This is a genomic window from Bradyrhizobium sp. USDA 4461, from assembly GCF_054055655.1.
This window is the reverse complement of the sequence record NZ_JBSRXM010000001.1, coordinates 5531071-5552921: the sequence shown is the minus strand read 5'-3', so window position 1 is coordinate 5552921 and position 21851 is coordinate 5531071. Positions and strand designations below refer to the sequence as shown.

The 21851-nt window shown below is 65.2% G+C and carries 21 protein-coding genes and 1 pseudogene; 11 read left to right on the top strand and 11 right to left on the bottom strand.

What is annotated here, in order from left to right:
* Positions 1–72 precede the first annotated feature (72 nt).
* Positions 73–2946, top strand: a complete 2874-nt coding sequence (gene gcvP / locus ACVINW_RS25755) for an aminomethyl-transferring glycine dehydrogenase (RefSeq protein WP_456753898.1) — start codon at positions 73–75, stop codon at positions 2944–2946.
* A gap of 136 nt (positions 2947–3082) precedes the next feature.
* Positions 3083–3514: an acyl-CoA thioesterase gene (locus ACVINW_RS25750; RefSeq protein ID WP_456753897.1), complete on the top strand. Its 432-nt coding sequence runs from the start codon at positions 3083–3085 to the stop codon at positions 3512–3514.
* A gap of 37 nt (positions 3515–3551) precedes the next feature.
* On the opposite strand, the gene ACVINW_RS25745 is transcribed toward ACVINW_RS25750, so the two are convergent.
* Together ACVINW_RS25745 and recA are read right to left on the bottom strand one after the other, a co-directional pair.
* A complete protein-coding gene (locus ACVINW_RS25745; protein WP_456753896.1) occupies positions 3552–3794 on the bottom strand; it encodes a hypothetical protein in 243 nt (80 codons plus the stop codon).
* Between the two features lie 255 nt (positions 3795–4049).
* A complete protein-coding gene (gene recA / locus ACVINW_RS25740; protein ID WP_050629140.1) occupies positions 4050–5138 on the bottom strand; it encodes a recombinase RecA in 1089 nt (362 codons plus the stop codon).
* An 860-nt stretch (positions 5139–5998) separates the two neighbouring features.
* On the opposite strand from recA, the gene ACVINW_RS25735 reads away from it, so the two are divergent.
* Positions 5999–6205 (top strand): hypothetical protein, encoded by a 207-nt coding sequence (locus ACVINW_RS25735; protein WP_456756499.1) that lies wholly within the window; start codon positions 5999–6001, stop codon positions 6203–6205.
* A 55-nt stretch (positions 6206–6260) separates the two neighbouring features.
* Here ACVINW_RS25735 and ACVINW_RS25730 read toward each other — a convergent pair whose 3' ends face one another.
* The 3 genes from ACVINW_RS25730 to ACVINW_RS25720 form a co-directional block, all read right to left on the bottom strand.
* Positions 6261–6491 carry a hypothetical protein gene (locus ACVINW_RS25730; protein WP_456753895.1) on the bottom strand — a complete coding sequence of 77 codons (231 nt, stop codon included), beginning with the start codon at positions 6489–6491 and terminating at the stop codon, positions 6261–6263.
* A gap of 99 nt (positions 6492–6590) precedes the next feature.
* A complete protein-coding gene (locus ACVINW_RS25725) occupies positions 6591–6896 on the bottom strand; it encodes a hypothetical protein (protein WP_456753894.1) in 306 nt (101 codons plus the stop codon).
* Between the two features lie 103 nt (positions 6897–6999).
* Positions 7000–7131: a peptidylprolyl isomerase gene (locus ACVINW_RS25720; protein WP_456753893.1), complete on the bottom strand. Its 132-nt coding sequence runs from the start codon at positions 7129–7131 to the stop codon at positions 7000–7002.
* A gap of 241 nt (positions 7132–7372) precedes the next feature.
* Between ACVINW_RS25720 and ACVINW_RS25715 the strand changes: the two are divergent.
* Both ACVINW_RS25715 and ACVINW_RS25710 read left to right on the top strand, forming a co-directional pair.
* Positions 7373–8850, top strand: a pseudogene (locus ACVINW_RS25715) (amidase).
* Between the two features lie 178 nt (positions 8851–9028).
* Positions 9029–9490: a PaaI family thioesterase gene (locus tag ACVINW_RS25710; RefSeq protein WP_456753892.1), complete on the top strand. Its 462-nt coding sequence runs from the start codon at positions 9029–9031 to the stop codon at positions 9488–9490.
* 332 nt (positions 9491–9822) lie between these two features.
* On the opposite strand, the gene ACVINW_RS25705 is transcribed toward ACVINW_RS25710, so the two are convergent.
* A complete protein-coding gene (locus ACVINW_RS25705) occupies positions 9823–10785 on the bottom strand; it encodes a cupin domain-containing protein (RefSeq protein WP_456753891.1) in 963 nt (320 codons plus the stop codon).
* 215 nt (positions 10786–11000) lie between these two features.
* On the opposite strand from ACVINW_RS25705, the gene ACVINW_RS25700 reads away from it, so the two are divergent.
* The 4 genes from ACVINW_RS25700 to ACVINW_RS25685 all read left to right on the top strand — a co-directional run bounded on the left by ACVINW_RS25700 (position 11001) and on the right by ACVINW_RS25685 (position 13945).
* A complete protein-coding gene (locus ACVINW_RS25700) occupies positions 11001–11771 on the top strand; it encodes an alpha/beta fold hydrolase (protein ID WP_456756498.1) in 771 nt (256 codons plus the stop codon).
* Between the two features lie 119 nt (positions 11772–11890).
* Complete coding sequence (locus tag ACVINW_RS25695; protein WP_456753890.1) at positions 11891–12766, top strand: alpha/beta fold hydrolase; 876 nt, start codon at positions 11891–11893, stop codon at positions 12764–12766.
* Between the two features lie 48 nt (positions 12767–12814).
* Entirely contained in the window at positions 12815–13309 is a 495-nt protein-coding gene (locus tag ACVINW_RS25690; RefSeq protein WP_456753889.1) for a DUF302 domain-containing protein, read from the top strand.
* A 108-nt stretch (positions 13310–13417) separates the two neighbouring features.
* On the top strand, positions 13418–13945 hold the full coding sequence (locus ACVINW_RS25685; protein ID WP_456753888.1) for a hypothetical protein: 528 nt from the start codon (positions 13418–13420) through the stop codon (positions 13943–13945).
* A 180-nt stretch (positions 13946–14125) separates the two neighbouring features.
* Here ACVINW_RS25685 and ACVINW_RS25680 read toward each other — a convergent pair whose 3' ends face one another.
* The 3 genes from ACVINW_RS25680 to ACVINW_RS25670 form a co-directional block, all read right to left on the bottom strand.
* Entirely contained in the window at positions 14126–16144 is a 2019-nt protein-coding gene (locus ACVINW_RS25680) for a pyrroloquinoline quinone-dependent dehydrogenase (RefSeq protein ID WP_456753887.1), read from the bottom strand.
* A 65-nt stretch (positions 16145–16209) separates the two neighbouring features.
* Positions 16210–17676, bottom strand: coding sequence for a caspase family protein (locus ACVINW_RS25675; protein WP_456753886.1), 1467 nt, complete (start codon positions 17674–17676; stop codon positions 16210–16212).
* A gap of 115 nt (positions 17677–17791) precedes the next feature.
* The gene (locus ACVINW_RS25670) at positions 17792–18019 is read right to left on the bottom strand and encodes a hypothetical protein (protein WP_456753885.1); all 228 of its coding nucleotides are present in this window, start codon (positions 18017–18019) and stop codon (positions 17792–17794) included.
* Between the two features lie 160 nt (positions 18020–18179).
* On the opposite strand from ACVINW_RS25670, the gene ACVINW_RS25665 reads away from it, so the two are divergent.
* Positions 18180–18632: a hypothetical protein gene (locus ACVINW_RS25665; protein WP_456753884.1), complete on the top strand. Its 453-nt coding sequence runs from the start codon at positions 18180–18182 to the stop codon at positions 18630–18632.
* A gap of 78 nt (positions 18633–18710) precedes the next feature.
* On the opposite strand, the gene ACVINW_RS25660 is transcribed toward ACVINW_RS25665, so the two are convergent.
* Complete coding sequence (locus ACVINW_RS25660) at positions 18711–19460, bottom strand: SDR family NAD(P)-dependent oxidoreductase (RefSeq protein WP_456753883.1); 750 nt, start codon at positions 19458–19460, stop codon at positions 18711–18713.
* A 334-nt stretch (positions 19461–19794) separates the two neighbouring features.
* Here ACVINW_RS25660 and ACVINW_RS25655 point away from each other — a divergent pair, with 334 nt between their 5' ends.
* Positions 19795–20973, top strand: coding sequence for a GNAT family N-acetyltransferase (locus ACVINW_RS25655; RefSeq protein ID WP_456753882.1), 1179 nt, complete (start codon positions 19795–19797; stop codon positions 20971–20973).
* Positions 20974–21202: 229 nt separating this feature from the next.
* Here the strand turns inward: ACVINW_RS25655 and ACVINW_RS25650 are convergent, their stop codons facing one another.
* Entirely contained in the window at positions 21203–21841 is a 639-nt protein-coding gene (locus ACVINW_RS25650; protein WP_456753881.1) for an NIPSNAP family protein, read from the bottom strand.
* Positions 21842–21851 lie beyond the last annotated feature (10 nt).

Here is a 21851-nt window from a genome sequence, read left to right as displayed (position 1 = left end):
AACCACTGCTGTCCCGGCGTACTGGATACCCCGCTTTTGCGGGGTATGACGGCTGACAACGAGGACCCCGTCATGAACGCGCCCTTCAAGCCGATCAACGAAGCCGTCACCGATTTCGTCCGCCGCCACATCGGACCGTCACCGCGCGACGTCAACGCAATGCTGGAGACGGTGGGCGCCGCGAGCCTGCAAGCGCTGATGAACGAGACGCTGCCGGCGTCGATCCGCCAGAAGGCGCCGCTCGATCTCGGCCGCGCGCTGAGCGAGACCGAGGCGCTCGCGCATATGAGCGAGCTCGCCGCGCAGAACCAGGTGTTCACGTCGCTGATCGGCCAGGGCTATTCCGGCACCATCCTGCCGGCGGTGATCCAGCGCAACATCCTGGAGAACCCGGCCTGGTACACCGCCTATACGCCGTATCAGCCGGAGATCAGCCAGGGCCGGCTGGAAGCGCTGTTCAACTACCAGACCATGATCTGCGACCTCACCGGGCTCGACGTCGCCAACGCCTCGCTGCTCGACGAGGCGACCGCCGCCGCTGAAGCGATGGCGCTCGCCGAGCGCCATTCGCAGGTGAAAGCAAAGGTGTTCTTCGTCGACAAGGAGGTGCATCCGCAGACGCTCGCGGTGATGCGCACGCGCGCGGCCCCCTTGGGCTGGGCGCTGGTCGTCGGCGATCCCCTCACCGAGCTCGACAAGGCCGACGTGCTCGGCGCGCTGTTGCAATATCCGGGAACGTCGGGCGCGGTACGCGACCTCCGGCCTGCGATCGCATCGCTGCGCGCCAAGGGCGCGCTGGCGATCGTCGCCGCCGACCTGCTGTCGCTGACGCTGCTGACCTCGCCCGGCGAGCTCGGCGCCGACATCGCGATCGGCTCGGCGCAGCGGTTCGGCGTGCCGATGGGCTATGGCGGACCGCACGCCGCCTACATGGCGGTGCGCGACACGCTGAAGCGCTCGCTGCCCGGCCGCATCGTCGGGCTGTCAGTGGATTCGCGCGGGCTACCCGCCTATCGCCTGGCGCTGCAAACCCGCGAGCAGCATATCCGCCGCGAGAAGGCGACCTCCAACATCTGCACGGCGCAGGTGCTGCTCGCCGTGATCGCCTCGATGTATGCGGTCTATCACGGCCCCGAGGGCCTGACCCATATCGCTCGCGGCGTGCATCGGCGCGCCACCGTGCTGGCCGCAGGCCTGCGCAAGCTCGGCTTTACGCCGACCAGCGAGGCGTTCTTCGACACCGTAACGATCGAGGCCGGTGCCAGGCAGATCGAGATCGTCGCCCGCGCGCAGGCGGAGCGGATCAATCTGCGCATCGGTACGACCACGCTCGGCATCGCGCTCGACGAGACCACGACGCCGGAGACCGTCGAGGCGGTGTGGCGCGTGTTCGGCGGCAAGCTCAGCTTTGCCGAAATCGAAGCGGCGGCGCACGAGGCGCTGCCGAAGGAGCTGCGGCGCACCAGCGCCTTCCTCACCCACCCGGTGTTCAACACGCATCGCTCGGAGACCGAACTGCTGCGCTACATGCGCAAGCTCAGCGATCGCGACCTCGCGCTCGACCGCGCGATGATCCCGCTTGGCTCGTGCACGATGAAGCTCAACGCCACCACCGAGATGATCCCGCTGACCTGGCCGGCGTTCGGCAATCTGCATCCGTTCGCGCCCGCGGATCAGGCCAAGGGCTATCACGCGCTGTTCAAGCGGCTGGAGCAGTGGCTGTGCGACATCACCGGCTATGACGCGGTGTCGTTGCAGCCGAACTCCGGGGCGCAGGGCGAATATGCCGGGTTGCTGGCGATCCGGGGCTATCACCTCGCGCGCGGCGAGCCGCACCGCAAGGTGTGCTTGATCCCCTCCTCCGCGCACGGCACCAATCCGGCCTCGGCCGCGATGGTCGGCATGGATGTCGTGGTGGTGGCGTGCGACGCGCGCGGCGACGTCGACGTCAATGACCTCCGCGCCAAGGCGGAGAAGCATTCGGCCAATCTCGCCGCCGTGATGATCACCTATCCGTCGACCCACGGCGTGTTCGAGGAGCATATCCGCGAGATCTGCGACATCGTGCATGCGCATGGCGGTCAGGTTTATCTCGACGGCGCCAACATGAATGCGCAGGTCGGGCTGTCGCGGCCCGGCGATTACGGCGCCGATGTCAGTCATCTCAACCTGCACAAGACCTTCTGCATCCCGCATGGCGGCGGCGGCCCCGGCATGGGCCCGATCGGCGTCAAGGCGCATCTCGCGCCCTATCTACCGGGTCATCCCGCAACCGACGGCGCAAATGCGCACGCCATCGGCCCGGTGTCAGCCGCGCCGTTCGGCTCGGCGTCGATCCTGACCATCTCCTACATCTACATCCTGATGATGGGCGGCGAAGGTCTCACCCGCGCCACCGAGGTCGCGATCCTCAACGCCAATTACATCGCCGCACGGCTGCAGCCGCACTTTCCGGTGCTGTATCGCAACGAGCGCGGCCGTGTCGCCCATGAGTGCATCGTCGACCCGCGCGGGCTGAAGACGAGCAGCGGCGTCACGGTGGACGACATCGCCAAGCGGCTGATCGACTACGGCTTCCACGCGCCGACCATGAGCTTCCCGGTGGCGGGCACGCTGATGATCGAACCGACCGAATCGGAATCCAAGTTCGAGATCGACCGCTTCTGCGATGCCATGATCGCGATCCGCAACGAAATCGCGGAGGTCGAGAAGGGCCGCTGGACCATCGACGCCTCGCCGCTGCGCCACGCCCCGCACACCGTGCACGACATCGCCGACGATGTGTGGGAGCGGGCCTACACCCGCGCCGAGGGCTGCTTCCCCGCGGGCGTGTCGCGGTCCGACAAATACTGGAGCCCGGTCGGGCGCGTCGACAATGTCTACGGCGATCGCAACCTGGTGTGCTCGTGCCCGCCGGTCGAGGATTACGCGCAGGCGGCGGAGTAAGCGCGGGCAACGATCAAGGATGGGCAGAGCCAACGGGCGCGGCTCCGTTGGCTCTGCCCATCCTGCAGCCCGGTTTTCATAAGGCGCGCTTGTCCGTGGGCGAACGACGGCGAGCAACGCCGCGGCAGGAGGAAGCATGCGCGAGGACTTCTGGTTTCATTTCCCGTTTCGCGTCCGCTATTCCGAGGTCGACGCGCAGGCCGTGGTGTTCAACGCCCATTACCTCACCTATTTCGACACCGCGATCACCGAGTATTTCCGCGCGCTCGGCTACGACTATCTCGGCGAGGTGGCGCGGACCGGCGTCGACTTCCACACCGTGAAATCGGTGGTCGAGTACAAGGCCCCGATCCGCTTCGACGAGGACATCGAGGTCTGCGTCCGCGTCGCCAGGATCGGCCGCTCCTCGATCAACCTTGCGCTCGCGATCTTCGCCAAGGGCTCCGATGATTTGCGCGCCACCGGCGAGATCATCTGGGTCGCCACCGACCAGAAGACCCATCAGTCGGTCGCGGTGACGGAGGATTTGCGGGCGCTGATCGGCAGCCGGGAAAAGGCGCTGGCGTAGGGACGAGTGACGCCTGCCGGCGCCGCGCGGATCAAGCCTACGGCGTGACCAAGGCGCGGCTCTTCGCGTCCCAGCGCCACAGCCGGTCGTTGGTCAACTCCGTGCCACCCCACCAGCGATGGATCGAGTTGTACTGGCTGAAGTCCAGCTCGCCATCCAGCACTTCCTGGCCGAAATCGGTCACCGACAGCCGGCTGTGCAGCGATCTTTCTCGGTGGGCCTTCCAATCATCCGCTCCTTGGATCTCTGCCGGAATCCAGCGAGGACCGGCGATCGACAATAGGCGAGTCCATCCAGCATCAGGTCTGCTTCTTGAAAATCGAACACGCCGCGTTCCCTGTACAGCTCACTCGAAAGCACACCCGGCTTGGTCTCGCCGAGACCTGCGCGGTTCAGATCGAGCCCGGATGGAAGATCAGACGCTTCATCGATCCAACTCACTGAACACTGGCACCAAAACCAAACAGGCGCCGAAGACGTCGGCAACTCAACGTCCTCAGCGCCCGCTTGCAGCGAAATCTTGGAGCTTTAAAGCTTACTCCTCCGTCGGCTCCTCGCCGTCGGCGTCGCGCTCCGGTGTGCCGGCGAGGATCTGCTCGGAGATCAGGCCGGAATTCTGCCGGATCGCGGCTTCGATCTTGGTGGTGATATCGGGGTTGGCGCGCAGGAACGCCTTCGAATTCTCGCGTCCCTGGCCGAGCCGCTGGCTGTCATAGGAGAACCAGGCACCCGATTTCTCGACGAGGCCGGCCTTGACGCCGAGGTCGAGGATCTCGCCCATCTTGGAGACGCCCTCGCCGTACATGATGTCGAACTCGACCTGCTTGAAGGGCGGCGCCAGCTTGTTCTTCACCACCTTGACGCGGGTGGTGTTGCCGACCACCTCGTCACGCTCCTTGATCGCGCCGATGCGGCGGATGTCGAGGCGGACCGAGGCATAGAACTTCAGCGCGTTGCCGCCGGTGGTGGTTTCGGGCGAACCGTACATCACGCCGATCTTCATGCGGATCTGGTTGATGAAGATCACCATCGTGTTCGACTTGTTGATCGAGGCGGTGAGCTTGCGCAGCGCCTGGCTCATCAGGCGGGCCTGCAGGCCGGGCAGCGCGTCGCCCATCTCACCCTCGAGCTCGGCCTTCGGCACCAGCGCCGCGACTGAATCGACCACCAGCACGTCGACCGCACCGGAGCGCACCAGCGTGTCGCAGATTTCCAGCGCCTGCTCGCCGGTGTCCGGCTGCGAGATCAGGAGCTCGTCGATGTTGACGCCGAGCTTGCGCGCATAGACCGGATCGAGCGCATGTTCGGCGTCAATGAAGGCGCAGATGCCGCCCTTCTTCTGGCCTTCCGCCACCGTGTGCAGCGCCAGCGTGGTTTTCCCTGAGGATTCCGGCCCGTAGATCTCGACGATGCGCCCCTTCGGCAGGCCGCCGACGCCAAGCGCGATATCGAGCCCGAGCGACCCCGAGGACACCGTCTCGACATCCATCGAGCGGTCGTTCTTGCCGAGCTTCATCACCGAGCCCTTGCCGAACTGACGCTCGATCTGGGAGAGCGCGGCTGAGAGGGCCTTGGACTTGTCCATGGAGGATCCTTCGACGATACGCAGTGCGGTGGCGGACATTTGGGATGTGCTCCTTATGGCGGGGATTCGCTAGCGGGACAAACGGGCGATGAGGTCGAATGGAATGCGTTGTTGATAGGAAACCTCGTACCACGTTTGTTCTATGTTCGCAATATGTTCTTTCGGACGCGTAAACGCCGGATGCCGTCAAGGCACTGTCTCCGGGGTTGATTTCCGAAGTGTCCTGGCGCGGATTAAGCGAACGGAAACCGAGGCTTGGTTGATGTTCTCGGTAGGACTACTGAGGCGATAGAGTAAATGTTCTGGCCCCATCATTTTCCATGGGACGCCATCTGTTCTGGCCGTGAAAGCGATCGCGAGATCGCGCCTCCGCACGCGGCGGCTCCCTCTGACAGACATTGTCCGGCCTCTTTCGGCCCAGCGCCTTTCGTGGCCATCGCCCCCGTGTCACAACCTGCGCACCGGCCGTAGCTAGTCGTCGGACTCCTGCCCCGCCGCGATCCGTAGTTCTCCGGGCAAGAACAAAGTTCCGGATGGCATGCCACCCAAGCACGTCCGAAAAATAGTTGCACCATCAAGATGTTATACACGCGCCGACCATGGTCTGGCACAATCTGCATACTACCTTGGTACCCCTCCTGACGCCCAAAAAAACTACGTAGCCTTCGCGGAAGACTCAGCTTGCGCCAGTGTTCGTAACGTTGGCCTGCCCGGCAATGCAGCCGGGGCGCTGCGCAGCGGCGACACCGTCCAGCCGACGGATCGGTCCGCCCGCAGGGTCTGCGACGCCGCCCGGACGGGCATTTTATCTCATATTAACGTTTGACGATTGTTAGAGATTAATACAACCTATGGTTTTAAGTATCGATGATTGCCTTTGATTCGCGGGATTGTTCCAGATGATCCACAGGGGCATCGAATTCACCATCACCCAGCTGATAGCCGGGGTCTGGACATGGCGCTTCCAGATCGGGGACCGGGTCTTCACAGGCAAGACCGAGGCGAAACTCGACTTGCTGGCGGTCCGCCGCGTGCAGCTGCGGATCGATCGCGAGCTGAACAACCTCGGGCGCGAACAGACCCGCGGCCGCAGCGACGGGGAGTGAGGCGCAATCTGCCGGGCGAGCTGACGCCGTGCCGGTCCGCTCCGCCCAGGCACTGTCAGTCCGCGCTGGCCAGCCGCCGCATCGTGAACTCGATGTCGCCGCCGGGCAGCTCGCGCCAGCTCTCGACGGCGCTCATATAGGCCGCCTTCGGATAGCGCTTGAGGAAGGCACGCGCCCGCAGGCGGGCCTGATCGCGTGGCAGGCTGAAGGTCTCGCGCAGGAAGCCGTCATCCGGCTTGCGCCGGGCGGCCATCCGGCTGGCGAGATCGCGCGGACGAAACACCATTGCCGCAACTCCGGACCAACTGACGACGCTCCCAATATAGGCGCGGTGCCGGGAGAATCCGAGTCCGTGCCAGACCGTCGAGGCCGGCCCGAACGGCGCTTACTGGCTGCGCTGCGTGGTCGGGCCTGGCTGCGCCGAGCTTCCGGTCTTGGTCTTCGGCTTGGCGGGAGGATGGGCCGCCGCCTTCGGCGCGTCGCTGCGCACCACGCCCCACGGATCGGACGATCCCTTGGCGTCGGGAATCTTGCTGAGCGAGTCCTTGTAGGCCCTCTGATTGACCGCGTCCTGGTCCTTCTCTTCCTGGGTCTTGGTCTTGACCTCAGGCATCAGATTGATGTTCGGCATCTGCGCATAGGCCGGCGCCGACAGCAGCACCGCAACCGCGACTGCGCACAAAACTCTCATGAGAACGCTCCTTGCATTTTCGTCCGCGGTATATCACCGCCGGAAAGCCGTCGCCAAGCACATGTCTGGCCAAGCATGTCCGGCCAAGCTGGCTGTCGCTGCCCTAGAGGTTGTCCGACTTGCAGGATTTCGGCGACTGCATCCAGTCGTCCCAGACCGGACCGCAGCGCGTGCAGCCACTGAGCGCCAATCCGATCGCAATCACGCCGCCGAGCAACACCAACCTGCGGACCATGTACGCCCCCACACCACTGACGAAGGGCGATTGGGCGCCCAAACTGGGGCATTTTCATGCCGGGCACGGCGTTTGCAAGGCAGCGCACGCACGTCGGGACGCAGCGCAAGCCGCTTCGGAACGCAGCGCAAGCGCGTCGGAAGGCAGCGCGAGCGTGCCGGAGCGCCGCCGCCGCGCAACGGTTTGACCGGGCGGCCGCGCAAATTACACTCCGCAACAAAGCAGAAAAGGAATCGACGACATGACTTTGGCGATGAGCTGGGACGAATGGACGCGGCATGACGGAACGGCGCTCGCCGAGCGCGTCCGGCGTGGCGAGCTGACGCCGCGGGAGCTGGCGTCGCAAGCCGCCGCCGCGGTCGCCAAGGTCGATCCCGCGCTCTCCGGCGTGGTCGAGCTGTTCGACGACGTGATCGCCGATCCCGCGCGCGACGGCGCCGATCTCAACGGGCCGTTCGCCGGCCTGCCCTTCCTGATGAAGGATCTCGGCCCGACCATGCAGGGACGGCTGCAGGAGATGGGCTCGCTGATGATGCGCGGCAACCGCGCCGCGGCCGACACCTTCCTGACCACGAAGCTGCGCAAGGCCGGCCTCAATCTGATCGGGCGGACCACGACGCCGGAGTTCGGGGTTTGCAGCTCGGCCGAGAACCCCGCGATCTATGTCACGCGCAATCCCTGGAACACCGACTACACCACCTGCGGCTCGTCGGCCGGCAGCGCGGCGATGGTCGCCGCCGGCGCGCGGTCCCGATCGCACATGCGACCGACGGCGGCGGCTCGATCCGGATTCCGGCCGGCGTCAACGGCAATATCGGACTGAAAGTGTCGCGCGGCGTGTTCTCGCTCGCGCCGCATCTGTCCGATCTCACTGGCCTCGTCTCGATCCAGGGCTGCCAGTCGCGCTCGGTGCGCGACACCGCGGCCTTCGTCGACGCCTGCCGCGGCCCCGCGCCCGGCGAGTTCATGCCGTTCTGGGCACCGCCTGAGCCATATGCCGCGATGATCAAGCGCGACCCCGGCCGGCTCAGGATCGCGCTGTCGCACACATGGGGCGACTATCGCGCGACGCCGCATATCGCAGCCGAGCTCGCGCGGGTCGGACGCTTCCTCGAAGGCCTCGGCCACCAGGTCGATTACGCGCTGCCGGCGATCGACTACACGCAAGCCTTCGCGGCGCAGACCAGCTGCTACATCAGCAATTTCGCCGTCGTGATCGGCAACATGCTTGCCGCGCGCGGACTGGAGCGGCCGCCGGCGGAGCTGATCGAGCCGATCAACATCCGCATTTGGGAGCACGGCCGCGACTTCAGCTTCGCCGACCGCGCCCGCATGCAGGCGGTGTTCAACACCACCGCGCGCGGCTTCGGCGCCTTCTTCGAGGATTGGGACATCATCCTGACGCCGATCACGGCGCTGCCGACGCCGAAGGTCGGCACCACGGAATATCTCACCATCAGCGACAACCCGTCGGTGCTGGACTGGTTCGGCAATCTCTGGCGCAATTTCGCCTTCACGCCGCTGGCCAATCTCTGCGGCATCCCCGCGATCTCGCTGCCGCTCGCGACCAACGAGCACGGCCTGCCGCTCGGCATCCAGGCGATCGGCAAGCAGGCCGATGACGGGCTATTGTTGCAGCTCGCCGCCCAGATCGAACGCGCGATCGACGGCAAATGGAATGACGGCAAGCGGCCGGGCGTGCATGTCACGGCCAACTAGGTCACGGTATCTACCATCGTCATTGCGAGCGAAGCGAAGCAATCCATCTGCCCGCACATGCGTAGGCATGGATTGCTTCGTCGCTGTCGCTCCTCGCAATGACAACCGAGTGCGATTCACATCACAGCGATACTGAGTGCTGGAAAAAGACGAGCAACAAGAGAGGAAACGGGACATCATGCAGCAGGCCAATGAATTCGGGATCGACGACGCGAAGCGCGTGCTCGGCGACGTCTTTGCGCCATGGGTGCAGGACCTCAATCTGTCGGTCGAGCAATTCGACATCGCAGCCCCCGCCGGCGGCGATCCCGACTGGCAGCCCGGCGCCATCCTGCGCATGCCGTTTTCCGAGCGGCTGTGCCGCAATGGCGGCATCGTCTGCGGCCAGGCGCTGATGGCGTTCGCCGACACCGCGATGGTGCTGGCCAATCTCGCCGCCAACAAGGGCTATCGCCCGATGACGACGGTCGACCAGACCACGCATTTCATGCGCGCAGTGACCGCCTCCGACGTGCTGGCCGACGCCCGCGTGGTCCGGCTCGGCCGCACCATGAGCTTCGGCCGCGTCACGCTCTCCTCCGGCACCGACAACAAGCCGGTGGCGATGGTGTCGAGCGCGTTCGCGATGCTGCCGGGATAAGACGCCGAGGCGACGCCTTGGCGGAGACGAGACCGGGCGCCCCAGTACGCCGCGGCCTGTCGGCTCAAGCACGACAGTCTCTGGAATACTGGATCACCCGCATGCGCGGTTGATGACACCGAGCAAGCTGTTTGACAGTTGAAATCAGACAACCGCAACACCCATCACCGTCATCCTGAGGAGCCGTGCATAGTACGGCGTCTCGAAGGATGAATCGGCCCGGCTGGTGGCCGCCGATCCCAGCGCTTCCGCTTGCGAGCGTATGTGCCGGGTGTCCGCATGCCTCTCGGAAGCGACATCCCGGATTTGGAGTCCACACGGCGTTGTCGAGATCAATCGGAAACCTGCAATTCCGAGCCGTCCAGCGGCGTGCGGCCGCCGTCAGCGCGCCGAGCGGCCCGGTAACGGCCCGGCGACTCTCCATGATGCCGCTGAAACAGCTTCGAGAATGCCGCCGCGGTCTCGTAGCCGACCCGGCTCGCAATCCGCGCGATGGACTCATCGCTGGTTTCGAGCAGGAAGGCGGCTTCTGCCATCCGGCGTTCGATTACATAACGCTGCATGGATTGACCGACGAGCTTGCTAAAGCGCGCCGAAAACGCCGAGCGGCCGAGCCCGACGCGACGGCCAAGATCACTCAAGGTCCAGGGCCGCTCCGGGCTTTCGTGAATCAGCTTGAGCGCCGGTCCGATATGGGGGTCGGAAATGGCCCCGAGCCAGCCGCCTTGTCCGGGGCTGAGAGACGAGATCCAGCTTCGGAGTACCTCGACAAACAGCACTTCCGTCAGTCGTGAAAGCGCGACCCGCTGGCCGGGACGCTCAAGCGCAGACTCGCTGACCATGCGGCGCAGGATCGCTTCGCGCCAACCACCGTCCGTCGTCGGCTTCAGCAGCAGTACTGGCGGCAGCAGCTCCAGCACGCTGCCAAATAGTGGCCGCGACACCGTGAAATTGCCGCAGATCATGGTCGCGTGCGGCTTGACACGACCGCCGTGACGAATGACGCCAAATCGCGACGACGCCCGATCGATATCGATGATGCGCAAAGGCTTCGCCTTGCGGTCCGAATAAAACACATGGGGCGCGCCGCGTGTAATCACGACAAGATCGCCCTCGGTCATCTGGATTTCTTGACGCTGCTCGACCGCGAGGGTCGCCGATCCACGGCTGACATAGTGAAACAGCGCGTAGGGGCGCGCCGGCAGCTCAAGATGCCAGGGATGGCCGAGCTCGAAGTGAAACAGCAGCGTCCCTCCGAGACGAACGCGATCGAGCACTTGAGCGAGGATATCCATTCTGTCGAGATTAACGGGGTGGACGATCCGACACAACACTCGGACGATTGATCCCTATCGTCCGGAATGACTGCGGATTAGGTCATGTCGTGGCGGGCCGACGTCACGTGCGGCAACCATTTCGCCGACGGCAGATGGAAGAACCGCGACCTCAGTGGAAACGCCTGTTCATTCCTCCGGACTCTGTTGGTCCGACACGCCTACAGGAACAATCGATGCGAAATATCCTTCTTTCAGCCGCCACTGTGCTTCTGGCCGGATCGACATTGGTCGGCTCCGCCAATTCGGCCGAACTGCCGAGGGGAGCAGCCCACAACATCGTGCTGGTACACGGAGCTTTCGTGGACCAGACGAGCTGGCAGCCCGTCGCCGATATCCTCACCAAAAAGGGCTATCACGTCACGCTCGTGGAAAATCCGCTCACTTCGCTCGCGGCCGACGTCGATGTCACCAAACAGGCGCTCGCGAAGCAGGACGGCAGAACCGTGCTGGTCGGTCACTCCTGGGGCGGCGTGGTGATCACGCAAGCGGGCAACGATCCCAAGGTTTCGGCGCTGGTGTATGTGTCCGCCTTCGCGCCTGACGTGGGTGAATCCCTTGCGTCGCTCGCAAAGGCAGGGCCGCCGACCGAAGGCGGCAATGCGATCCATCCTGACGCGAAGGGCGATCTCTACATCGACCCCAAAGTGTTTCCATCGGCCGTCGCGGCGGACCTTCCTCCGGAAATCGCCGCGCACCTCGCCAACTCGCAGCTCCCGTTGAACCACGTTGCGTTTGAAGCCCCGGTCACCATTGCGGCCTGGCACGACAAGCCGACCTTCTATGTCATCAGCACGAAGGACAAAGTCCTCGCGCCCGAGGCCCAGAAGTCGTTCGCAGCCCGGATCAAGGCTCAGACGACGGAAGTCGCCGGCAGCCACGCCTCGCTCGTCGTCCATGCCAAGCAAGTCGCCGAGGCCATCGAAAAGGCCGCGCTCGCGAAGTGACGGCGCCGCTCCCGGCGCTTCCGCGTCGGGAGCGCACGCGCTCACTCGGGGGAAAGCTCAGACCGCCAGGTCTTGGCGCCATACCGACCTCATTCGATTCTCAATATCCAGAGGATGACATGACTCAACCTGGAATCGCGAACCAGGACGCCGCCACGCTCGAAACGGCGCCGACTCTTTACATCGAAGGCAACGGAATCCGCTTTGCGTATCGCCGTCTCGGCCCCGCGACCGGAACGCCGCTGGTTCTTCTGCAGCACTTCTCCGGCAACATCGATGCCTGGGATCCCGCCATCGTCAACGCTCTGGCCGCCGCGCGGCCCGTGATCGCCTTCGACAATGCCGGGGTCGGCCGCTCGACCGGCCAAACGCCCGACAATGTCGAGGCGATGGCACGGGACGCGGTCGATTTCATCAACTCGCTCGGCCTTGTCGAGGTGGATCTGCTGGGCTTTTCCCTCGGCGGGTGCGTCGCTCAGCAGATCGCCGCCGAGCACGGACAGCTTGTCCGCAAGCTCATACTCGTCGGTACTGCGCCGAAAGGCGGAGAGGAACATTTGTTGGCGGTTCTGCAGGAAGCGTTTTCCCAGACTGATGCGCCGGACCCCCGCCTGCCGCTGTTCTTCACGAATTCGTCCGCCAGCCGATCCTTCGGCTTGGCCTTCCTGCAAAGGACGAAAGTGCGCAAGGACGATCGGGACACCGACAACGGCCGCGCGGTCACCGATCCGCAGGCCAAGGCGTTGATTACCTGGTGTGCCACACCTGATCCCGGACACGCCATCCTGCGCGCCATCAGTCAGCCGGTTCTCGTGGTCAGCGGCAGCCACGACACCATGCTGCCCGCGAACAATGCCTACGCGATGTTCAAGGAGCTCAGCAACGCGCAGTTGATCCTTTATCCCGATTCAGGTCACGGCGCGCTGTTTCAGCACCACGAGCTGTTCGTCAGCCACGTCAGGACCTTTTTGGACGCGCAGCCCGCCACGGCATGATCCCGGCGCGTTACGACGCCGCCGAATGCACTTGCAACAGAGGACAAAATGACAATCGCCAAAATCGAGATCGAACGATTCAGCCTCACGAGCTCGAAACCATTCGACGCTGTCGTGGCCGCCTTCAAGTCCGCAGTCGGGCAGCCGGACATTGTCGAATTTTTCGAGGAGACGAGGGCGACAACGTCCTTCCAGGATTTGGAGCGCGTTGTGCGACGTGGCCTCGGCCGGACGGAGCTGATGCTATTCGCACAATTCGACCTTGGCGACATTCTACGCCGCGAATCCGGATCCAAGACAGCCAGGATCATGCGATTTGTGGTCGGCAATCCACTCATCATGAAAGAGATGGTCAAACACGTCCCCGATGCCGGATCCTACGCTCCAGTCACAGTGCTCGTTGATGAGCGTGCCGACGGCGTGCACGTCTCTTATGACAAGATGGAGAGCTATTTGGCGGGTTGCGGCAGTTCGGAAGCCCTTGCTGTCGCCCGGGCCCTCGACACGAAAATCACGGACTTGCTGCGCGAGTGCGCAAGCTGAACGTCCTGCTGACGGCTCCGGTCGATCGAAATGAACAACTCACATCAACCGCGGCGCGCGAAGTGCGTCAGCATGATGCGATACAGACATCCAAAACGGCATTCCTTCATGTACAAGACACTTGCCTCCACCCTCATTGCCTTCGCTCTTTCCATGGGAGCTGCTGCATCCGCTCCCGCCGCCAGGAACGATCCGCTGGATGCTGCAACCATCGATGCGATCAGGTCAAAGTTCGGCAAGTTGATGGAGCTGGCCAACAATCACGATTTCAAGGCTCTGCACGGGATGTTCTGGCAATCGCCCTCGGCCCTGTTGGTGGCCAAGAGTGCGATTCAATCCGAGGGAAACTGGGCCGGCTTTTGGGGCAACGAGGCGATTGATCAGAAGCTGCATGACATCGGCACCTCGGGTCCGGTGGTGCTGGAGCCGGATTATTCGAGGTTCCGGGTCGTCGGCCTGACGCGCGACGTTGCCGAGTCGTATGTGCCAATGAACATCACGGTCTCCTATGCGGGACAGGATGGAACAGCCAGGCCATTTCTCATGATCATCAATTGGCTTCGCATCGGGAAGGACTGGAAGATCGCTTCCGAAATCATTCTGCCCGTGCCGCCCGCACCCGCTGCGAAAGGCTAAGGGCGAAACTTCCGCTCTTCGGCACCGATCGAGGCGATGGCTGCATCATTTCGGAATATTAGAAAACTATCCTGAGTTGCCCGACGTGTCAAGTTGCTTTTCGGACGCCGGCAGCCGCCGGCTCCTTTGCATGGGGTTGTTTTCGCTGTTTTGGCGGCGCGCCCATCCAGCAGGGAGCACCTAGGCGGATCGCGAGCGGCGGCTCCGCCAGCGCCACAGCAACGCTACGAGGGCGACGAGTACGAGACCGGCGGCCACAGCCTTGGCAGCAAACCGCCCGCCGGGGCGATCGATCAGGCGCGTCCACAGCGAGGCGCCCTCGCCCGGCCGCGGCAGGCGAAACGCCACCACGCTGTCCCCGATCGACGTGCCGGCCTCGGAATGGCCGCCGGCGCCGATCACGACATACTGCTCGCCCTTCCAGAGATAGGTCATCGGATTGGCGACGCCCGGCACCGGAAGCCGGCCGAGCCACAATTGCCGGCCCGACTTGACATCGAACGCGCGCAGATAAGCGTCCATCGCGCCGGTGAACAGCACGCCGCCGGCAGTGATCGCGACGCCATTGACCAGCGGCGTGCCGGTATTGAGCGCGATGCCGAGCGGCGCGACATCCTCGCTGGTGCCGACCGAGGAATGCCAGAGGATCTTGCCGACCTTCAGATCGACCGCCACGGTCTCGCCCCATGGCGGCTTGTTGCAGGGCGTCCCGACCGGCGTCATCGCCAGCGCCCGCGACATCGCGAACGGCGCGCCCTCCTGCTGGCCGAATTCATGGCCGGGCGGCGGATTGAAGCCCTTGGCCTGGTCGCGCGGAATCAGCGTGACGACATGCGCGGCATGGCTGACATTGGCGAACAGGATCTGGTTGACCGGATCGAACGCCGCGCTGCCCCAGTTCACGCCGCCACCGGTCATCGGATAGACGATCGTGCCTTGCGTCGACGGCGGCGTGTAAAGTCCTTCGTTGCGGGATTGCGCGAGCAGCTTGTCGCACGCCGGGTTGCCGACGCCCGGCAGCAGGCCTGCGACGTCGTCGGCCGTCATCCGCTGCGTCAGCAACGGCGGCACATGGGTCGGGAACGGCTGCGTCGGCGACAGTTGCTCGCCCTCGGCACCGTTCTGCGGCACCGGGCGCTCCTCGACCGGCCACACCGGCTTGCCGCTGTCGCGGTCGAGCACGAACACAAAGCCCTGCTTGGTCGGCTGGATCACGACGTCGCGCGGGCCGTTGCCGGTGTCGATCCGCGCCAGCGTCGGCTGCGCCGGCAGGTCGTAATCCCAGACGTCATGATGCACGGTCTGGAATGCCCAGACCAGCTCACCGGTCTCGATCCGCAGCGCGACGACGGAATTGGCGTGCTCGTCATTGCCGGGACGCTTGCCGCCCCAGAAGTCCGGACTGGGCGATGTCGTCGGCAGGAACACCAGGCCGCGCTCCTCGTCCACCGACATCGGCGCCCAGACATTGCTGTGACCGGCCTCGATCCCGTTATGCACCAGTGGATCGAAGGTCCAGCGCGGCTGACCGGTCCGCGCATCGAACGCGCGCACCGCGCCGAGCGGCGCATCGACCCGCCGGTTGTCGCCGATCGCCGATCCGACCACGACCACCCCGTGCCCGGTCACCGGCGCCGAGGTGATCTGAAATTCGCCCGGCCATTCCAGCTTCATCCCGGCGTCGATCTTGATCTCGCCGCCATTGCCGAAATCGGCGCAAGGCTTGCCGGTTTTGGCATCGAGCGCGATCAGGCGCGTGTCATTGGTGCCGGTGAAGATGCGCGACTTGCAGGCCGCGCCTTCAGCCGCACGATCGTCGGTCCAGTGCGCGACGCCGCGGCAGACGAAGCGGTTGGCCGGTCGCTGACCCATGCTGATCTTCGGATCGAACCGCCATTTTGGCGCGCCGGTGCCGGGATCGAGCGCGATCACCTCGTTGAACGGCGTGCAGAAGATCAGGCTGTCCTCGACGAACAGCGGCGTCGCCTCGAACTTGGTGCGCTTCATCACCGCGGGCGGGCGCGCGTCGAGATCGCCGGTGCGGAAGTCCCAGCCGCGCACCAGCGTGCCGACATTGTCTGTCGTGATCTGCGTCAGCGGCGAGAAGCGCGTGCCGCCGCGATCGCCGCCCCAATACTCCCAGGCGAGCGCCGGCTGCATGCACAGCAGCGCGGCGAGCAGGCCAAACAGGGATCGCATTGCGTCCTCCCGCGAGATGCGAACGGCGCATCTCATGCGGGGAAAGCGTTTACGCGATCGGCGCGTCAGTATCCACCCCTGCGATAGCCGCCGCCATAATTGCCGCGATAGCCACCGCCGCCGATGCCGATCCCGATTCCGCTCGGCGGTCCGACGGGTTCATAGACCACCGCCGGCGGCGGACGGCGTACCACCACGACGTCGTCCTCGACCACGACGCGCGGCGGCCGCTTGCCGGCGCGCCGCGGCGGATCGGGCTCGGCACGCTTCTCGACACGCTGCTCGACACGATTCTTGGCCGGCGCGACGGCGGCCTTCTGCTGCGGCGGCGGCGCGGCATTGCAGGGACAGGTCGGCGCCGCCAGCGCGACATTGGTCGCGGGCACGCTGATCGCCGCAGCCGGCGTCAGGTCGGGACGGTAGCGCAGCCGCTCGATCATCTTGCGCGCGGTCGCCGTCAGGTCGCTGTCAGGATACTGCACGAGGAAGCTGCGATAGGCTGCCGCCGTATTGGCGATGATGGCGTTGTTCCACGCCACCATGCGGCGATGCCGGTCGAGCCAGTCGCGCGCCTGCAGGCCGCGCGGCGTGCCGGCGAAGATCGCGGCGAAGGCCTCATAGGATTCGTCGGTGCCGTCGATCACCATCAATTCGTTCGCAGTCTCGATCGGCTTGCCCTGCAACTCGCGCTTCCATTCGTCGACGGTGCGGTTGGCCACCGCCGGCGTCGGCGTCGGAGTGGCCGCGGGCGCTGGCGCATCCGCCGTCGCCGCGATGAAGCGGAAGTCGTCGGTGAGCGACGAGGAGTCCCACGGCGTCTGGCGGCCGTCGGTCGCCTTGTTCACCGCGAGCCGAACCCGCTTGAAGATGTCCTCGATCGCAATCCCCGGCTGCTTCGCGGTCGCCAGCAACGCGGTCGTATACGGACTGTTGGCGCCGCTGCCGTCCTCGGCTTCCGCCCCCGGCGAGGTCGAGAACGACACGAAGGTGCCGGGCGCGCCGATCCTGGCATCGACGATGGCAAGGCCATGCCCCGCGGTCTTGCTGAGCTCCGGGAACGGATTGTTGCGGCAGGCATCGAGCAGCACGATGCGCATCCGGCTCGGCACCGAGGTCAGCGTGTTGAGGATGTCGTTGAGGCGAACCGCCTGGATCGGGATGTCGGCCTCGCGCTTCGGATCGACGTCGACCGGCACCAGATAGTTCTCGCCATCGATTTGCAGGCCGTGCCCGGCGTAGAACACCAGCGCCACGGTATCGGCGCCCTTCGCCGCCACCTCGCCGGCAAAGTCGCTGATCCGGGTGCGCATCTCGTCCTGCGACAGATCCGATGCCGTCGTCACCGCAAACCCGGCATCGGTGAGCATCTGCGACATGGCCTTGGCGTCGTTGGCCGGATTGGGCAGCGCGGGCACCGACTTGTAGGCCGACTGCCCGATCACCAGCGCCAGCCGGCTTTCCGCCGATGCCGGCGCCGCGCTGAACAGGATCGCGGCGGGAACGAGCAGGCTGAGGAGCGAACGGCGCAACATGGCGGCCTCCGACATGACATCGGAGATGGGTCTGACGCCATCAGGTGAAGGTTCATGCCGCGCGGCAATCTGCGGCTACGGATGATGGACCTGTAAGAAACTGCGGCGTCCGGCTCTATTTCGGCTTCTTGGCCGGGTCGGTGGCCGGTTTGGTGACGCCCCAGGGATCGTATTTCTCCTTGGGTTCGGGGATACGATCGAGCGCGGCCTTGTAGGCCTTCTCGTCGACCTTGGGCTTCTGCTCCGTCTTCGCATCGCCCCCGCCGCCGCCTCGCCGGCCCTGGGCCAGGGTAGGCGTCGCGATCAGCGCCAGGATGACGGCAGCAACCGTGAAGCTTTTCATGTCCATCTCTCTCCCCCGCAGCCGCGGAAACATCCGGCAATACCTCTACCCCGACGATAACGTGTCGCTCGACATTTGTTGATCGACAAAGCGTCGCGTAACGCGAATACAGCGCCACCAGGGGGGCGCAATCTTGGCAGCGGTACATTAAATTCGCGGGATGGGACAGGGACCAGTAAAACTGGCGGCGCTGCTGGCCGGCGCCGCCATCATATTGAGCGGCTGCGGGCTGGCGGACAGCCACGCGGTGTGGCCGGAGGCGTTGCGGGTCAAGGCCACCGAACCGGCGCCGCTCGAGACGCCTCCGGATGTCAAACGGCTGGTTGCCGGCAAACTGGACTCGGTGTTCACCGCCGGCTCGCAGCCGACCCATGTGCGCGTCTCCACGCCGCTGCACGATCCGCGCGGCACCGGCTGGACCGCCTGCGTGCGTGCCGAGCTGACGTCGGTCATCGGCAAGCCGCTCGGGACGCAAACCTATCGCGTCTTCATCAATGAAGGCGCGATCTTCGATCGCCGCCAGGTCGAGGCCGACGACAATTGCGTGACCGAGACTTACGAGCCGGTCGAGAGCACCGTCGCGGCGGACACGCCACGCAGCACCAAGCCTTAGCCCGAGATGTCGGCATGCGCCGGCCAAGCCTGATGGCGCATGTCATGCAGGCCCGTCCGATCGTTGCGGGAAACCCGTTCAGACGTTGCTGACGCCGCCGTCGACGACCATGTCGGAGCCCGTCATGAACGAGCTTTCGTCCGACGCGAGGAAGACGGCCGCCGCCGCCAATTCCTCGGGACGCCCGATCCGCAGCATCGGCGTGTAGTTGGCGTACATCTTGCGGATCGCGGCGGCTTGCTCGGGCGTCGACGCCTGGGAATCCATGATCGGCGTGTCGACGGGCCCCGGGCTGAGCAGGTTGGCGCGGATGCCGCTGTCCTTGAACTCGGCCGCCCAGGTCCGGACATACGAACGCACCGCCGCCTTGGTGGCGGCATAGGTCGAGTGGTTCGCGAGGCCCATATAGTGCATGGCCGAGGACACCAGGATGATCGATCCGCCGCCAGCCATCATCGGCAGCATCTTCTGCACCAGGAACAGCGGCCCCTTGGCCATCAGGTTGAACGTGCGGTCGTAGTGCTCCTCCGTGATCTCACGCAGCGGCACCTGTTCGGTGAAGCCGGCGTTGGACACGACCACGTCGACCCTGCCCTTCGCCTGGCGAACCGTCCCGGCGACACGGTCGAGATCGTCGAGCCTGGACGCATCCGCCTGGATCGCGGTGACACCGCCGCCGATCAGCTTTGCCGCCTTGTCGAGTTCGTCCTTGCGCCTGCCGAAGACGAATATATCCGCGCCTTCCTTTGCGAAGCGCTGTGCGATGGCGAGCCCGATGCCGCTGTTGCCGCCGCTGATCACCGCGACCTTGCCGTCCAATCTCGACATGTCAGTTTCCTTTGCTTTGCGCACCCGGATCGTCCGGAGACCTTGCAGCTAGGCGCGCCCGCATCGGCCGCTCAGTGCGCATGTGCGCACACCGGTGGTGCAAGAATGATCCGGACGACAGGCGTTCCGGGCGGTGCGCTGTTCGTGCAGCCGATGGCTGGTCGGTCACCGCCAAAGCGCGGGCGTGCCGTCCGCCATATGCTGAACGCTGCGTTAACGTGACCGCTCAAATTGCCCGGTGACCTCAACGGCATTTTCCATCTCTTTGCCCTAGCGTTGCCCCCTGACGAACGCAGGCTGAGCTGCCGTGCGGACGCGCCGGGGAAACAGGGACGTGGCCGATATAGCTGACCGGGCAATGATCCGCCGTGCATCGCGCAAGGATGCCACGGGCGACCGCGCGTTGCCGCCGCTGTCAGGCGCGCCGGTCGGCGCATGGCGTGCGCTTGCCGAGCGCGCGATCGAGCCCAATGGCTATTACCAGGCGGATTGGGAATTGGCGGTCGATGCCTCGGCGCGCGGCCGCACCGGCGCATCGCTGCTCAGCGCCACCGGCGATGCCGGACAGTTGATCGGGCTGTTGCCGGTGATCCCGATGCGGCGGATCTACCACCTTCCGCTGCCCGCGGTGGTCGGCGCCGAACCCTACGGCACGCTGTGCACGCCGCTGCTCGACCGCGACGCCGCCGAGCAGGCGGCCGGCAAGATGTTGCAGCAGGCCCGCGATGCGGGCGCGCACGCGCTGATCCTGCGCACCATGTCGCTCGAAGGCCCGGCGATGGCGGCGATCCGCACGGTGCTCGCACAAGACGGGTTGGAGCCGCGCCTGCTGAGCGCCTGGCAGCGCGCACAGCTCGATGCGACGCGTGACGCCGACGAATTGCTGCGCGACGCGCTCGGGCCCAAGAAGCTGAAGGAGCTGCGCCGCCAGCGCCATCGCCTGGGCGACCACGGCGCGGTGCGCTTCGATGTCGCCCGCACGCCGCGGGCAATCGCCGCGGCGCTCGAGATCTTCCTTGCCCTCGAAGCCGGCGGCTGGAAGGGCCAGCGCGGCACGGCGCTCAGCCAGCATGCCGGCGATGCGACCTTCATCCGCCGCGCGACATTGGCGATGGCCGAGTGCGGACGCTGCGAGATCGTCACACTGCATGCCGGCGGCACGGCGGTCGCAGCCGGCATCGTGGTCCGCCACCAGGATCGCGCCTTCTTCTTCAAGATCGGCATCGACGAGCGCTTCGCGAAGCATTCGCCTGGCACGCAATTGACGTTGGAGCTCACGCGGCACCTTTGCGCCGACCCCACGATCAACTCAGCCGATTCCACCGCGGCGCCCGGCCACCCCATGATCGACCCGCTCTGGCGCGGCCGGTTTGCGATCGGCGACGTGCTGCTGCCGCTGCGGCGCCGCGATCCGCTGGTCACCGCCATCCATGCCGCGCTGGCCCTGAACAGGTTCGGCTATGAAGCCGCGCGCAGCGCCGTCCGCTTGATCCGCCGCCGGCGCGCTGCCTGATCAGCGCGGCCAGCGATTTACCTTTTCGTAGCCATACAGCTACATCAAAAAGCAACTGGATGTCGCCGTCAGGTTGGTGTCAGCCGGCCTCACTAGCGTTGCGGTGCGCTGTTTCTCAGGCAGTGCATGCCCTTGCCTGGAAAGCCTCATCCGATGGAAACATCGGGTGAGGCTTTCTGCCGGGGGTCTCGACGTCGCCGCAGCCTGCAACAGCGCGACCGTCGTCGCCTTACTGCAATGGCGAGTGCGGCGCCGGCAGCATGATGGTCGAGTGCATCTCTTCCAGCAGCTGCGTACCCTTGCTCAGGAATTCCAGCCAGGCCGGATCCTTCATCGCTCCACCGCGCGCCGCGGCGCGGGCGTTGAGATCGGGATAGGCCCAGATGTGACAGACCTCGTTGGGCTGTCCGGCATCGGTTTGCCAGAGGCCCACGATCTTGGAGTATTTCTCGCGCTCCGGCATCACGCCGGTGAACAGGTCGAGCCATTGCTTGACGCCGCCGAGCGGCTTGGCGCGATAGTTGCGGAATTCGTAGATGTTGCCCTTGGTGGCCGGCGCCACCGGCGGAATGATCGCATTCAGCAGCCGGACTTCCTGGCGCACCAGGAGCGGACGGATCGCCGGAATGTACTCGCCGGTCCAGCGCGGATTTTTGGAAAGCTCTGCGCGCAACCGGGACCGCTCGTTGAGGTCGGCGTAGCTCCACATGTGCATGACCTGATTGAGCGGCCCGATCTCGGTGATCCAGTAGCCTTCCAGCTTGCCGAAATTGTCGCCGCGGATATCGCGCGAGATCGTGCTCGCGGCCTTCACCATCTCGCCGACGGTGCCCGGACGTACCGTGTAGGTGCGCAGCTCATAGATCATGGTGGTCTTT

Excerpts from the sequence above, each read along its gene's own strand:
- gcvP (WP_456753898.1), top strand. The coding sequence starts at position 73 with ATGAACGCGCCCTTCAAGCCGATCAACGAAGCCGTCACCGATTTCGTC.
- ACVINW_RS25750 (WP_456753897.1), top strand. The coding sequence starts at position 3,083 with ATGCGCGAGGACTTCTGGTTTCATTTCCCGTTTCGCGTCCGCTATTCC.
- recA (WP_050629140.1), bottom strand. The coding sequence starts at position 5,138 with ATGTCCGCCACCGCACTGCGTATCGTCGAAGGATCCTCCATGGACAAG.
- ACVINW_RS25735 (WP_456756499.1), top strand. The coding sequence starts at position 5,999 with ATGATCCACAGGGGCATCGAATTCACCATCACCCAGCTGATAGCCGGG.
- ACVINW_RS25730 (WP_456753895.1), bottom strand. The coding sequence starts at position 6,491 with ATGGTGTTTCGTCCGCGCGATCTCGCCAGCCGGATGGCCGCCCGGCGC.
- ACVINW_RS25725 (WP_456753894.1), bottom strand. The coding sequence starts at position 6,896 with ATGAGAGTTTTGTGCGCAGTCGCGGTTGCGGTGCTGCTGTCGGCGCCG.
- ACVINW_RS25720 (WP_456753893.1), bottom strand. The coding sequence starts at position 7,131 with ATGGTCCGCAGGTTGGTGTTGCTCGGCGGCGTGATTGCGATCGGATTG.
- ACVINW_RS25710 (WP_456753892.1), top strand. The coding sequence starts at position 9,029 with ATGCAGCAGGCCAATGAATTCGGGATCGACGACGCGAAGCGCGTGCTC.
- ACVINW_RS25705 (WP_456753891.1), bottom strand. The coding sequence starts at position 10,785 with ATGGATATCCTCGCTCAAGTGCTCGATCGCGTTCGTCTCGGAGGGACG.
- ACVINW_RS25700 (WP_456756498.1), top strand. The coding sequence starts at position 11,001 with ATGCGAAATATCCTTCTTTCAGCCGCCACTGTGCTTCTGGCCGGATCG.
- ACVINW_RS25695 (WP_456753890.1), top strand. The coding sequence starts at position 11,891 with ATGACTCAACCTGGAATCGCGAACCAGGACGCCGCCACGCTCGAAACG.
- ACVINW_RS25690 (WP_456753889.1), top strand. The coding sequence starts at position 12,815 with ATGACAATCGCCAAAATCGAGATCGAACGATTCAGCCTCACGAGCTCG.
- ACVINW_RS25685 (WP_456753888.1), top strand. The coding sequence starts at position 13,418 with ATGTACAAGACACTTGCCTCCACCCTCATTGCCTTCGCTCTTTCCATG.
- ACVINW_RS25680 (WP_456753887.1), bottom strand. The coding sequence starts at position 16,144 with ATGCGATCCCTGTTTGGCCTGCTCGCCGCGCTGCTGTGCATGCAGCCG.
- ACVINW_RS25675 (WP_456753886.1), bottom strand. The coding sequence starts at position 17,676 with ATGTTGCGCCGTTCGCTCCTCAGCCTGCTCGTTCCCGCCGCGATCCTG.
- ACVINW_RS25670 (WP_456753885.1), bottom strand. The coding sequence starts at position 18,019 with ATGAAAAGCTTCACGGTTGCTGCCGTCATCCTGGCGCTGATCGCGACG.
- ACVINW_RS25665 (WP_456753884.1), top strand. The coding sequence starts at position 18,180 with ATGGGACAGGGACCAGTAAAACTGGCGGCGCTGCTGGCCGGCGCCGCC.
- ACVINW_RS25660 (WP_456753883.1), bottom strand. The coding sequence starts at position 19,460 with ATGTCGAGATTGGACGGCAAGGTCGCGGTGATCAGCGGCGGCAACAGC.
- ACVINW_RS25650 (WP_456753881.1), bottom strand. The coding sequence starts at position 21,841 with ATGATCTATGAGCTGCGCACCTACACGGTACGTCCGGGCACCGTCGGC.